This window comes from Vibrio sp. IB15 (genome assembly GCF_016406055.1).
In the GTDB taxonomy this organism is placed as follows: Bacteria; Pseudomonadota; Gammaproteobacteria; order Enterobacterales; family Vibrionaceae; genus Vibrio; species Vibrio chagasii.
On sequence record NZ_JAEFCE010000007.1, the window covers coordinates 1 to 13,995 of the forward strand.

The window sequence follows — 13,995 nt, forward strand, 5'->3', positions numbered from 1 at the left end:
CCGGCCTGTCACGCCGGGGGTCGCGGGTTCGAGTCCCGTCCACTCCGCCACTTATTCGATAACCTCGCCTAGTGCGAGGTTTTTTCGAATCTAAAGTACAAAAAGTTTTAGGGGTGTAGCTCCAATTGGCAGAGCAGCGGATTCCAAATCCGCGTGTTGGGAGTTCGAATCTCTCCACCCCTGCCACATTAAAAGGCTCTAGCAGAAATGCTAGAGCCTTTTTGCTTTCTGAATCTAATAATACTCTATTGGCAGAGCCGCGGATTCCCCTACTTACCAAAACTGTGCGTGTTGGGAGTTTATGCCTCAACCCTTGCCATATACTAAGCCTCAGCAGAAATGCTGAGGTTTTTTTTCGCGAAGCAAAGTTGGAATAACTACGCGTTCCCCTAGCTCGCCAGCTCAGTCTAATCTCTCCATTCCTGCCATATTTAAGTCTTTAGAGTGCGCGTCCCAGCAAAATGCTAGAGCCTTTATTATTCCTGTCATCTTTAGAAGTAACGCTAGAAGTACCAAGTGATCTCTATCTAGCCAATACTCATTTTGCTCTATAGTTCCGCTAGTTAATAACTAACGCTATTCTAGCGAGACATTGATTCCCGTTCTTTGTGTTTCCAGGTGAAAGGTGAAGTCTTTCGATTGAAGCTAATATAACTTGAGAGTGGGTTATTGGGGAGGCTAGTGAGTGTGCAAAACAATGAGGTATCTGTAGGACTTAACCTCCTGAAAGAGTTCCGGCCAAATTTAGTACTCCCCCCAAATTAAGGCTTTCGATTACTCCAATAATAGTGGTATCAAATATCTATATAAGCTTCTATGTTCTACACATACCTTTCAGCGATAGCTTCAGTGTGGGAATTGGTGAGTTTGACTTTCATTAGGTATAAAAAAGGCCACCTAAAGTAGGCGGCCTTGGTTAATCTATCTAGGTGTCAATCTAGCTCTTTCTCTGCTTGTTTTGCTTTCTCTATCATAGGAGTAATTGTCGAGCCTTGAACCAGAATCGAGAACACCACTACGGCATAGGTCATGACAAGGATTATCTCTTTAACATCTATCGCTTTGTCTTCAATTACCCAGATACCGGAAGGGATTGATAGAGCCATGGCTAGTGCTAAGCCTCCACGTAAGCCGCCCCAAGTTAGAATCTTAATCGACCATGGGTTGTAAGTTCTAAAGCGCTTAAATCCAATGTACGACAAGAAAACACTCAGGTAGCGTGCACTCAATACTAGAGGAACTGCGAATGCCATTAAGATCCAGTCTTCTTGGTGGAATTTGAACAGCAGCATCGACATACCAATCAATAAGAACAATACGCCATTTAAGAACTCATCTATTAGTTCCCAGAAGTGGTCAAGGTGGTCTTCACTCTCTTTAGAGAAGCCGATAAAGCGAGTCCAGTTACCAATCATGATACCTGATACCACCATAGCTAATGGACCTGATACGTGGAGAACTTCAGCAAAAGCATAACCTGCAGTAGGGACACCAATGGTGAGTAGCAATTCCATTGAGTGGTCATCAGTATTACTGATTAGGTAGTGGAATATAAGACCTAATGCAAAACCATAAACGATACCGCCAATAGCCTCTTGGACAAATAGCATGGTCACGCTGCCAACTGTCGGTGCTTCTGTGCCAAACGCAATGGTGAATAGAGTGACGAAGATTACCAAGCCAAAACCATCGTTAAATAGCGATTCACCTTCAATCTGAGTTGAGATTCGTTTCGGTGCATCGAGTTTCTTTACTATGGCTAAAACAGCGATTGGGTCGGTAGGGGAGATAAGAGAACCGAATAGTAAGCAGTAAATGAGATCGAATTGGATGCCGATGAACTGACAGAAACCATAAAGAACAAAACCAATAAAGAAGGTCGAGAAAAGAGTAGCGCCGAGTGCGAGCACTGTGATTTCCCACTTTTGGTCTTTTAGGTTTGGTAGTTTTATCCCTAAACCGCCTGCGAATAGTAAGAAGCCTAATATCCCTTTAAGTAGGAAGTCTTCAAAGTTGATACTGGCAACCGTTTCAGAAGCAATGTCGGCCAACTGAAACCAGTTGTTTTGGCCCGCAATGATAATTAAAAGAGACAGCATCATTGAGCCTGCTGTGATGGCGATGGTTGTTTGCATTTTACCAATTTTGCTATTAACAAAGGCAATGAGCATGGCTGCAGCAGACAAGAAGCATAAGGTGTAATAGACCGACATTGGGGTACCAACATGTAACAAAGTATGAATATGAATTTTCGTTGTCTCATGCTCAAATAGCAAACACTTTTTGTCAGGACTCGGTAATCAATTTCCTCTTTTAGACGTCTAGACTCCTTTTTAATGTGTGATAGGATGGAAGCATAATTAAAGGAATGAGGTTGTACCGTGGGAAGTAATGTAAGGCAAAAGATTGATGCTCTGTTGAAGCAACGAATTTTACTGATTGATGGTGGCATGGGTACCATGATTCAGGACTATAAATTGGAAGAGCAAGACTATCGTGGTGAACGCTTTGCGGATTGGCATAGTGACTTAAAGGGTAACAATGACCTTTTGGTACTTACACAACCTAAGCTTATCAAAGATATTCATTCGCAATATTTGGAAGCTGGGGCAGACATCCTTGAAACCAATACTTTTAACGCTACAACCATTGCTATGGCCGACTACGATATGGAAAGCCTTAGTGAAGAAATTAACTTTGCAGCAGCCAAGTTAGCACGAGAAGCCGCTGACGAATGGACTGCAAAGACTCCTGAAAAACCTCGTTTCGTTGCCGGCGTCTTAGGCCCAACAAACCGTACTTGTTCTATCTCTCCAGATGTTAATGATCCGGGTTATCGTAATGTGAGTTTTGATGAGTTAGTCGAGGCCTACTCTGAATCGACTCGCGCGCTGATCAAAGGTGGCTCAGACCTTATTCTTATCGAAACCATCTTCGATACACTCAATGCTAAAGCGTGTGCTTTTGCAGTGGAATCTGTTTTCGAAGAAGTAGGCATCACTTTACCGGTCATGATCTCTGGCACCATTACTGATGCATCAGGTCGTACGCTTTCAGGGCAGACGACGGAAGCTTTCTATAACGCCCTTCGTCATGTTAAGCCTATCTCGTTTGGTTTGAACTGTGCATTAGGCCCTGATGAGCTGCGTGAGTATGTTGGCGAGATGTCTCGTATCTCAGAGAGTTATGTTTCTGCTCACCCTAACGCAGGCTTACCTAACGCATTTGGCGAGTATGACCTTTCACCTGAAGACATGGCAGAGCACGTTAAAGAATGGGCTGAAAGTGGCTTCTTGAACTTGATTGGTGGCTGTTGTGGTACTACGCCAGAACATATTCGTCAAATGGCAGAAGCGGTTGAAGGTGTAACTCCTCGCCAATTGCCGGACCTACCTGTGTCGTGTCGTTTATCCGGTTTAGAACCTCTGACCATTGCAAAAGAGTCTCTGTTTGTAAACGTGGGTGAGCGAACGAACGTGACCGGTTCTGCGCGCTTCAAACGCTTGATCAAAGAAGAGCTTTACGATGAGGCATTGAGTGTTGCTCGTGAGCAAGTTGAAAATGGTGCCCAGATCATCGATATCAATATGGATGAAGGAATGCTAGACGCTGAAGCGTGTATGGTTAAATTCCTTAATCTATGTGCCTCTGAGCCAGAGATTTCAAAAGTCCCAGTAATGGTCGATTCATCAAAATGGGAGGTTATTGAAGCCGGCCTGAAATGTATTCAGGGTAAAGGTATCGTTAACTCAATTTCTCTTAAAGAAGGTAAAGAGAAGTTCGTCGAGCAAGCGAAGTTGGTTCGCCGCTATGGTGCAGCCGTAATCGTGATGGCGTTCGATGAAGTCGGTCAGGCAGATACACGTGAACGTAAAGTCGAGATCTGTACCAATGCTTACAACATTCTTGTTGATGAGGTTGGCTTCCCACCTGAAGACATTATTTTTGACCCAAACATCTTCGCGGTTGCGACTGGTATTGAAGAGCATAACAACTATGCGGTTGATTTCATTGAAGCGGTAGGCGATATCAAGCGCGACCTACCTCATGCGATGATCTCGGGTGGTGTATCGAACGTGTCATTCTCATTCCGAGGTAATAACTACGTTCGTGAGGCAATCCACGCTGTATTCTTATACCACTGTTTTAAAAATGGTATGGATATGGGCATCGTAAACGCTGGTCAGCTGGAAATTTACGATAACGTGCCAGAAGATCTGCGTGATGCTGTTGAAGATGTTGTACTAAACCGTCGTGAAGACTCTACGGAACGCTTGCTGGATATGGCAACCGAGTATCTAGAGCGAGCGGTTGGTAAAGTTGAAGATAAATCAGCACTCGAGTGGCGCACTTGGCCTGTAGAGAAGCGTTTAGAGCACTCTTTGGTCAAAGGTATTACTGACTTCATCGTTGAAGATACTGAAGAAGCACGTGTCAACTCAGCTCGACCAATTGAGGTAATTGAAGGTCCGTTAATGGACGGCATGAACGTGGTCGGCGACTTGTTTGGTGCAGGCAAGATGTTCCTCCCTCAAGTTGTTAAATCGGCCCGTGTAATGAAGCAAGCTGTAGCCCACTTGGAGCCGTTTATTAATGCATCCAAAGAAGTTGGTGCGAGTAACGGTAAGATCCTTCTCGCGACAGTTAAGGGCGATGTTCATGATATTGGTAAGAACATTGTTGGCGTCGTTCTTCAATGTAATAACTATGACATCATCGACCTAGGCGTGATGGTTTCATGTGAAAAAATTCTCAAAGTCGCGAAAGAAGAAAACGTCGATATTATTGGGCTTTCTGGCCTGATTACTCCATCCCTTGATGAAATGGTGCATGTTGCCAAAGAAATGGAACGACAAGGCTTTAAGTTACCACTATTGATTGGTGGTGCTACGACATCCAAGGCGCATACTGCTGTTAAAATTGAACAGAATTACTCAGAACCAGTGGTCTACGTTAATAACGCTTCTCGTGCAGTTGGTGTATGTACCTCACTACTTTCTGAAGAGCTAAAACCTGCCTTCGTTGAGAAGTTGGACTTAGATTACGAGCGCGTTCGCGATCAGCATAATCGTAAGAAGCCTCGCACTAAGCCAGTGACACTCGAGCAAGCTCGCGCAAATAAAGTGGCGATTGATTGGGACGCATATACTCCGCCAGCACCAGCTAAACCGGGTGTGCATGTATTCAATGATTTTGATGTGGCAACACTGCGCAACTACATCGACTGGACACCATTCTTCATGACATGGTCATTAGTCGGTAAGTACCCAGCTATTCTTGACCATGAAGAAGTGGGCGAAGAGGCAAAACGTTTATTCAAAGATGCGAACGAGTTACTGGATCGTGTAGAGAAAGAGAAGCTACTTGAAGCCCGTGGTATGTGTGCGATGTTCCCTGCTAACAGTGTTGGTGATGACATTGAGGTGTATACCGATGAGTCTCGTACCGAGGTTCTCAAAGTTCTACATAACCTTCGCCAACAGACTGAGAAGCCTAAAGGCTTTAACTACTGTTTGTCAGATTACATTGCTCCAAAAGAAAGCGGTAAAGCGGACTGGATTGGTGGTTTTGCTGTGACAGGCGGTATTGGTGAGCGTGAGCTAGCGGATGAATACAAGGCCAATGGTGATGACTACAATGCCATCATGATTCAGGCTGTGGCTGATCGACTGGCTGAAGCGTTTGCTGAATACCTACACCAAGAGGTACGAAAGGACATTTGGGGTTACGCTCCAGATGAAGACTTATCTAACGATGATCTGATTCGAGAGAAATACCAAGGTATTCGTCCTGCTCCTGGTTATCCTGCTTGCCCTGAGCATACAGAGAAGGGCACGTTGTGGGAGTTGATGGATGTTGAGAGGACCATCGATATGTCACTGACGTCCAGCTATGCGATGTGGCCTGGTGCTTCAGTTTCTGGGATGTACTTCTCTCACCCTGATTCTCGATACTTTGCGATTGCTCAGATTCAACAGGATCAAGTAGACAGCTATGCTGACCGTAAGGGTTGGGATATGTTGGAAGCTGAGAAGTGGCTAGGTCCAAATATTAACTAGCTATTAAATCCGCGAGTTACTTGTAAAAATAGAAAGGGTTGCTTAATTGCAACCCTTTTTGTATCTGTACTTTGAGCGTTGAACTCTTATTAATTCACTATCGCCTTATTCGAATAGCTCTTGATGCAGCTTTTGAATCGCCTGTTTAGAGACTGACTCATTGAGCAGGAAGCATAAGTTATGAGGGCTTGCCCCGTAACAAATCATGCGCAGGTTGAAATCTTCAAGGGTGCTGAATACTTGCTTAGCGTAGCCTTTACTTTCACTCATGTTATTACCAATCAATGCCACCAAACATAGGTCATGTTCTACATCGACTGAACACAGTTCTTCTAGCTCAAGACGTGCTGCTTCTGGTAATTCAGGAGCACCACCAGATGTATCAGTTTGATCTAGGGTGAGTGAAACACTGATCTCAGAGGTAGTGATAAGATCAACGGAGATCTTATGTTTAGCAAGGATCTCGAATACTTTCGCAAGGAAACCGTAAGCATGGAACATATTAGCGCTACGTAGTGTAACCATGGTTTGGTTGCAGCGAAGGGCCAGGGCTCTGAACAGTGGGGAGCTTTCCACCTCTTGACGGATCCAAGTTCCACCTAATTCTGGTGCTTTTGAAGAGCCGACAAACACCGGAATTTGGTGACGTAATGCTGGAACTAGCGTTGATGGGTGCAGGATCTTCGCTCCAAAGTTTGCCATCTCAGATGCTTCACTGAAGCTGATTTCTGGGATTGGAGAAGCTTTAGGTGCAATACGAGGGTCGGTGGTGTAGATGCCTGGAACATCCGTCCAAATTTCTAAGCCAATCGCTTGTACTGACTCTGCAATAAGCGCTGCCGAGTAATCACTACCACCACGACCTAAGGTTGTTGTGTTGCCGTCATTGTCTGCACCAATAAAGCCTTGTGTGACTACAACTTGTTGTTGGCACAATGGAATCAGTTTCTCTTTCGCTAGCACTGAAATTTCTTCAAGCTGAGGTTCTGCTTTTCCGAAGTCATCATTGGTGCGCATCACTTCTCTGATATCGAAGCGAACCGCAGGTGCACCTCGTTCTCGAAGGATTTGAGCAAGAAGGTGTGTCGACATCAACTCACCACACGCAACTAAGTGGTCGGTTAACTTAGTGCTTGTTTGAAATGATGCAGCCTCGGCAGCGCTCGCAATGTCGTCAAGAATGGAGTGAACTTCTTTTTCGACGCTAGTTGGGTCAGCAAGTTGGTCAAGAATTGCATTATGAATGTCCGTCAACTGGGTCATCACTTCCTGACGGCGAGTTTTGTCTTGCACACCGTTTGCCAGTTCGACAAGTAAATTGGTTACACCTGAACACGCAGAACTTACGACTAACTTGGTATTTGAGTTGTTTTCAATAATGGCAGCACAACGGCTCATTGCTTCAAAGTTGGCAACACTTGTACCACCAAACTTAGCGACATTAAAAGAACCAGCTACATTAGATGCACTCACGATATATCTCCCACGACTTCCTAAAATAAAATTACGGTTGGGTAATCCAACGTCCAATGTTTTTCGAAGAGAGTTTTAGAGCAAAAAGAGAGGAATTATGTGAATAGTAACCTCAGAAGCTCTTCACCATATAGAAATGGTGACAGTTGCCGGGATTCAGCCCGCTCAACCGATAATAAAGGTCCTGCATCCTTTTATTATCTCGGCACTGCTCCCCATAAATGCTTTGTATCGGAAATGCGGTTCCACAAAACATCTGCCTGGGCAGTGCTCCTCTTCTGCTAGATAGCCATTTCATTGAACGTGTTTGCGCTCACAATGTCAATTGGTAACTTGAGATAATTTAAAAATAAGTTTAACAATTATGTGACAGTGGTTTGACCTCAAGACCTAAGGCTAATTGCTGACATGTTCGATTTGCTTTAGGGTGGAATATCAACACCATTAACGTAAGGGATTTTCATGTCTAACTTAACAAATACTTCTACTATCGATAGTTTTTATCCACCACATCGAACGTTAATGGGGCCTGGGCCTTCTGATATCTCACCTCAAGTACTGCAAGCTTTGAGTCGTCCAACCATAGGTCATTTAGACCCGCTGTTTATTGCAATGATGGATGAGGTTAAACAGCTTCTTAAGTATGCATTTCAGACAGATAATGAGTTTACGATTGCTGTATCAGCGCCGGGCAGCGCCGGTATGGAAACTTGTTTTGTTAACTTGATTGAACCCGGTGAAAAGGTCATCGTCTGTCGAAATGGCGTGTTTGGTGAGCGTATGCGAGAAAACGTGGTGCGTTGCGGTGGCGAAGCAATTCTCGTTGACGACGAATGGGGTAAGCCGGTATCTGTCGAAAAGGTACAGCAAGCATTGACAGAAAACCCAGACGCAGTCGCGGTTGCGTTTGTACATGCTGAGACCTCTACTGGTGCATTATCGGATGCTCAAGCTATCTCTGCGGTGGCTGGCCAGTTCGATGCATTGACTATTGTTGATGCGGTAACCTCATTGGGTGGTGTACCACTGTTAGTGGACGAATGGCAGCTCGATGCGGTTTATTCTGGTAGTCAGAAGTGCTTGTCTTGTGTTCCTGGTTTATCACCTGTGACTTTCTCTCAGCGTGCTGTTGATAAAATGAAAGCACGTCAGGCTCCTGTACAAAGCTGGTTCTTGGATCAGAGCCTAGTATTAGGTTACTGGAGCGGTGAAGGTAAGCGTAGTTATCACCACACTGCACCAGTCAATAGCCTTTACGCGCTGCATGAGTCTCTCGTGCTACTGAAAAATGAAGGCTTAGATAATGCTTGGTCTCGTCATCACGCCATGCATCAAGAATTAAAAGAAGGTGTAGAAGCATTAGGGCTGAAGTTCGTTGTTGATGAAGAGAGCCGTTTACCACAGCTTAATGCGCTTTACTTCCCAGAAGGAATTGATGAAGCGAAAGTCAGATCGCAGCTTTTAGAAGAGTATAATCTTGAGATTGGTGCCGGGCTTGGTTCTTTGGCCGGTAAGGCATGGCGTATTGGCTTGATGGGCTACGGCGCTCGTAAAGAGAATGTGACGTTGTGCCTTAAAGCACTGCAAGACGTACTTAAATAACCGAATTAGACTAGTTTCAAAGAAAAGCGCACGAGGATCGTGCGCTTTTTTTGTTTGCTTTAAAGGTAATACTACGAGTTAAAATTGGCTACTACTCTGCCGATGAGACGTTGTTTTCAGCTTGAGATATTTTCTTGTATTGAACCTGTGAAAAGTCTCTGTCTGGAAATAGAAACTTTGCTTCACTACGGATTTGCTCCGCTTTGCTCTCTTCCCCTAAACCTTGGTAAGCAAGGATCAGGTTACTGTAGAACGCTGGTCTTGGTTTACTCTTTATGATCTCTAGTGACCAATCAACGTAAGGCTGAATAAGGCTAGGGTCACCCTTATAAAGACCAATGTTCAGGTAGGTGCTGTATATGTCCCAATCGTAGCGATCTTTCCAAACCACAGGGTTAGTGACTTGTTTGAGAATGTCTGGGTTTTTAGGTTTAGATCGCTCAAATTTGGTCAGTACATAGTTAGTATGCAGTGCACTCAACATGTAAACACTCACCAGAATTGGTAACACCAAGCTGGTCACTCTAAATAAGGTTTTACTGATGATGCTGAACGGCTGCTGATAATGACGTGAAGCGCGCTGGTCGACCCAATAAATCAATATGATACAGGTTATCCAGTGTATCGCTGAGTGATAGAACGGGTACTCTAATTGAGAGTGTAAAAGTATCGGTATGAATAGCGCCAGTAAAGCCAAGCGTGTTCCTTTGGCTGAGCTTGAGATCCGCGACAATACTAATACTGCGGCAATCAATATTCCTATGATAGGTACAATACCGCCCTCAACTCCCCAGAATAGAAACTCATTGTGGGGGTGATCCATTGCTGGAAGCCCCGGGTGATAGTTTGAATTGAGTTGATGCTGGCGAGCGGTATACAGGGTGTACTCTGATTCAAATTTTCCGTAGCCGTAACCAGTAAATGGTTTCTCTACCAACATGTCTAATGTTTGCGGGAAGGTGTAAGCACGAGGGCTCTCTAGGTTCGCTTTTTTACTCGCTATGCTATCTGTAGTGCTAAGGCTGATTACTGAAAATGCAACTACGACACCGACAACAACGGATGCACACCATCCATAGAAGCGTTTCTTGGTCGAGAATCTGTATAAGTAAGGCAGAATACACAAGAACCCAATGAGTGCTGCTAACCAACCTGTGCGTGATGCGATTATGATCAGCAGTGGTACCGTTAACGTTGGTGTTAGGTAGAGTAAAAATGATTCACTAATCTTGTGGTTGTACTTGGCTGGCTGCCTCGCTAATAGGTAAGCAGAAAGGACAAAACCCGTCGCTAAAAAACTAGCCATCACATTAGGCTGCTGGAAGATCCCATAAGGACGATTGGCTTCAGTGTTGTAACCAAATAGGTTACCAGGCTCCAGCAAAAAATATTGCACATAGCCAAACAGTGCCTGTATGACGACAGCAAGTACGATGAACCACAGCATGCGCTGTTTATGTTTATTACTGAATTTGAACTGCTGAAGTACTACAAATAAAGCAAAGCCAGCCCATAACCCAAGTAATCGACTGGATGCTCCTTGCGGTGAAGCATTGCTGTATAGAATAGGCAATGTGAGTATCACACAGCTGATCAGTAAGCCTACGGTTAACTTGGAATACTTAAGTTCTCGATTGGTTGCTAGCTGGTAAAATCCAATCGCTAGAGTGAAGCTTAGAGCCAGCCAAGTCGTCGGATTAAAGGATAGAGCAAGGCCCGAACCACCTGGGTTAGGCATGAAAAAATGCATGGCGAGTAAGAACACAACAGCTAATGAAGCAAGGAATGCTTTGTTGAGAGGTAGCTGAGTGATCTGATGCTCTAGCTGGGTTCCGCTAGTGTGTATTGTTGCCATAAATCCCTAACCTTATAAAAACGGAGCTTGTTCCTTTTGAAACAAGCTCCGTTACTTTAACATTTTTCTGTCCACCCACAGGACGCTATTTTACACCTAGTTCAAATTTAACATAGGCTTAAGGAAGCGTGCTGTATGTGAACCTTCGACTAGTGCCACATCTTCTGGTGTGCCTTCTGCAACGATTTCACCACCACCTTGACCACCCTCAGGGCCGAGATCGAGTATCCAGTCTGCGGTTTTAACGACATCCAAGTTGTGTTCAATCACCACAACGGTATTACCGTGATCACGTAGGCGATGTAATACGGTTAATAGCTGTTGGATATCGTGGAAGTGAAGGCCTGTTGTTGGCTCATCGAGAATGTATAACGTTTTCCCTGTATCTCGTTTAGACAGCTCACGCGCTAATTTAACACGTTGAGCCTCACCACCAGATAGGGTAGTTGCGGCTTGCCCCAAACGAATATAAGAAAGGCCGACATCCATGAGAGTTTGCAGTTTGCGAGCGATCACTGGAACCGGATTAAAGAACTCACGTGCGTCTTCTACGGTCATTTCCAGTACTTCGTCGATGGTTTTACCCTTGTAGCGAACTTCTAGTGTTTCACGATTGTAGCGTTTGCCCTTACACACATCACACGGCACATAAACGTCCGGTAAGAAGTGCATTTCGACCTTGATAACACCGTCGCCCTGGCAGGCTTCACAACGTCCGCCACGCACGTTAAAGCTGAAGCGTCCCGGTTTGTAACCGCGCGAACGAGACTCCTGTGTCCCCGCAAATAATTCACGAATAGGTGTAAAGATCCCTGTATAGGTTGCAGGATTTGATCTTGGCGTTCGACCGATAGGGCTTTGGTCAATATCGATGACCTTGTCGAAATGCTCTAAGCCTTTGATTTTTTTATGTGGTGCAGGTACTGCTGTCGTTGCACCGTTGAGTTGGGTGTGAGCAATTTTAAAGAAGGTGTCATTAATCAGTGTCGACTTACCTGACCCTGATACACCTGTAATACAACTGAATAGGCCAACAGGGATAGTTGCTGTGACATTTTTCAGGTTATTACCGGTAGCCCCAATGATCTCGACGACTTTCTTTTTGTCGATCGGCGTTCGTTGTTTTGGTACTTCAATCTCTTTTACGCCACTTAAGTACTGACCAGTCAATGAGTTTGGATTGTCGATGATATCTTGCATAGTGCCTTCAGCGACGACGTGACCACCGTGAACACCAGCGCCTGGGCCGATATCGATCACATGGTCCGCACAGCGAATAGCGTCTTCATCATGCTCAACGACAAGCACTGTGTTGCCTAAATCTCTCAGGTGAACCAAGGTTTGCAGCAGTCGTTCATTATCACGCTGGTGGAGGCCAATCGATGGTTCATCCAAGACATACATAACTCCCACTAAGCCTGCACCTATCTGACTTGCGAGACGAATTCGTTGCGCTTCACCACCAGATAGGGTTTCAGCACTGCGTGACAGGTTGAGGTAGTTCAAACCGACATTAACCAAGAAGTGCAGGCGATCATTGATCTCTTTCATCACCTTATCGGCGATTTGTCCGCGCTGACCGTCTAACTTCAATTCTTGGAAAAATTGCAGTGCATCAGCAATGCTCAGTTCAACGATTTCAGGCAGTGTTGTATCGCCAATGAAGACATTACGAGCTTCTAATCTCAAGCGTGTACCATCACAGCTAGAGCATGATTTCGTTGAGATGTATTTAGCAAGGTCTTCACGGACTGCGTTTGATTCTGTATCACGGTAACGGCGCTCTAGCGTATTCAAAATGCCTTCAAATGGGTGACGTTTGACTCGAATATCACCACGATCATTGATGTATTTGAATTCAACTTCAGTACGACCTGAACCTTTAAGAATAATCTCTTGAGTCTTCTTTGGGAGAGAATTAAAGGGTGCAAACAGATCGAAACCATAGTGCTCAGAGAGCGATGTTAGCATCTGGAAATAGTAGTAGTTCTTTTGATCCCAGCCCTTAATTGCTCCGTCTGCGATGCTTAAACTTTCATCCAAGATCACTCTGCTTGGGTCAAAGTACTGTTGAACTCCAAGGCCATCACACGTGCCACATGCACCTGCTGGGTTGTTGAATGAAAATAGGCGAGGTTCAAGCTCTTGCATGCTGTAACCACACTTAGGGCAAGCGAAGTTAGCAGAGAATACGATCTCTTCTTGGTCTGTTTCATCCATCCTACCGACAACAGCAATACCACCGGAGAGCTCTAATGTGGTCTCGAAAGATTCGGCTAAGCGTTGTTGAAGATCAGGGCGTACCTTAAATCGGTCAACCACTACTTCTATCGTGTGTTTCTTGTGCAGTTCTAGTGCTGGTGGATCGGATAGGTCGCATGTCTCACCATCAATACGCGCGCGGATAAAGCCCTGAGCCGCTAAGTTTTCCAGTGTTTTTACATGCTCACCTTTACGCTCTTTAACGATTGGTGCTAACAGCATCATCTTTGATCCAACAGGTAGTTCAAGTACCTTATCCACCATTTGGCTGATGGTTTGTGCGGCAAGTGGTGTGTTGTGTTCTGGACAGCGAGGTTCCCCGACTCGTGCGTAAAGAAGCCTCAGGTAATCATAAACTTCTGTAATAGTACCGACCGTTGAGCGAGGGTTGTGAGACGTCGATTTCTGTTCTATCGAGATAGCGGGAGATAAGCCTTCGATATGGTCGACATCTGGCTTTTCCATAAGGGATAGAAATTGGCGAGCGTAGGCAGACAGAGATTCAACATAACGGCGTTGTCCTTCTGCGTAGAGGGTATCAAACGCAAGCGATGACTTACCTGAACCAGAGAGACCTGTGATAACAATCAGCTTATCACGAGGGATGGTAAGGTTTACGTCTTTGAGGTTATGCGTACGAGCGCCTCTAATTTCTATTTTATCCATCTCAACAGACCATGTAATTTTTAGTGGCTAAAGTATTACATAGAGTGAGATTTGTGCAAAGTTTTACTGGATAAAAAA

General features: G+C 44.9%; 6 protein-coding genes, 1 tRNA gene and 1 riboswitch. Of the genes, 3 read left to right on the forward strand and 4 right to left on the reverse strand.

Going from position 1 to position 13,995, the window contains the following annotated elements; all coding sequences use genetic code 11:
• The first annotated feature begins 109 nt into the window (after positions 1-109).
• Positions 110-186: transfer RNA gene (locus JC606_RS04000), tRNA-Trp, on the forward strand.
• A gap of 746 nt (positions 187-932) precedes the next feature.
• On the opposite strand, the gene JC606_RS04005 is transcribed toward JC606_RS04000, so the two are convergent.
• Positions 933-2,213 carry a cation:proton antiporter gene (locus JC606_RS04005; protein WP_004740869.1) on the reverse strand — a complete coding sequence of 427 codons (1,281 nt, stop codon included), beginning with the start codon at positions 2,211-2,213 and terminating at the stop codon, positions 933-935.
• A gap of 168 nt (positions 2,214-2,381) precedes the next feature.
• Between JC606_RS04005 and metH the strand changes: the two genes are divergently transcribed.
• Positions 2,382-6,059, forward strand: coding sequence for a methionine synthase (gene metH, locus JC606_RS04010; RefSeq protein ID WP_102424822.1), 3,678 nt, complete (start codon positions 2,382-2,384; stop codon positions 6,057-6,059).
• 105 nt (positions 6,060-6,164) lie between these two features.
• Here the strand turns inward: metH and lysC are convergent, their stop codons facing one another.
• Positions 6,165-7,532, reverse strand: coding sequence for a lysine-sensitive aspartokinase 3 (gene lysC / locus JC606_RS04015; protein WP_198778061.1), 1,368 nt, complete (start codon positions 7,530-7,532; stop codon positions 6,165-6,167).
• A 108-nt stretch (positions 7,533-7,640) separates the two neighbouring features.
• A riboswitch (Lysine riboswitch) is annotated at positions 7,641-7,818 on the reverse strand.
• A 176-nt stretch (positions 7,819-7,994) separates the two neighbouring features.
• Here lysC and JC606_RS04020 point away from each other — a divergent pair.
• Positions 7,995-9,134 carry a pyridoxal-phosphate-dependent aminotransferase family protein gene (locus JC606_RS04020; protein WP_137407233.1) on the forward strand — a complete coding sequence of 380 codons (1,140 nt, stop codon included), beginning with the start codon at positions 7,995-7,997 and terminating at the stop codon, positions 9,132-9,134.
• A gap of 91 nt (positions 9,135-9,225) precedes the next feature.
• On the opposite strand, the gene JC606_RS04025 is transcribed toward JC606_RS04020, so the two are convergent.
• A complete protein-coding gene (locus JC606_RS04025) occupies positions 9,226-10,989 on the reverse strand; it encodes a PglL family O-oligosaccharyltransferase (RefSeq protein WP_137407232.1) in 1,764 nt (587 codons plus the stop codon).
• A gap of 96 nt (positions 10,990-11,085) precedes the next feature.
• Positions 11,086-13,917 (reverse strand): excinuclease ABC subunit UvrA, encoded by a 2,832-nt coding sequence (uvrA, locus tag JC606_RS04030; protein ID WP_198778062.1) that lies wholly within the window; start codon positions 13,915-13,917, stop codon positions 11,086-11,088.
• Positions 13,918-13,995 lie beyond the last annotated feature (78 nt).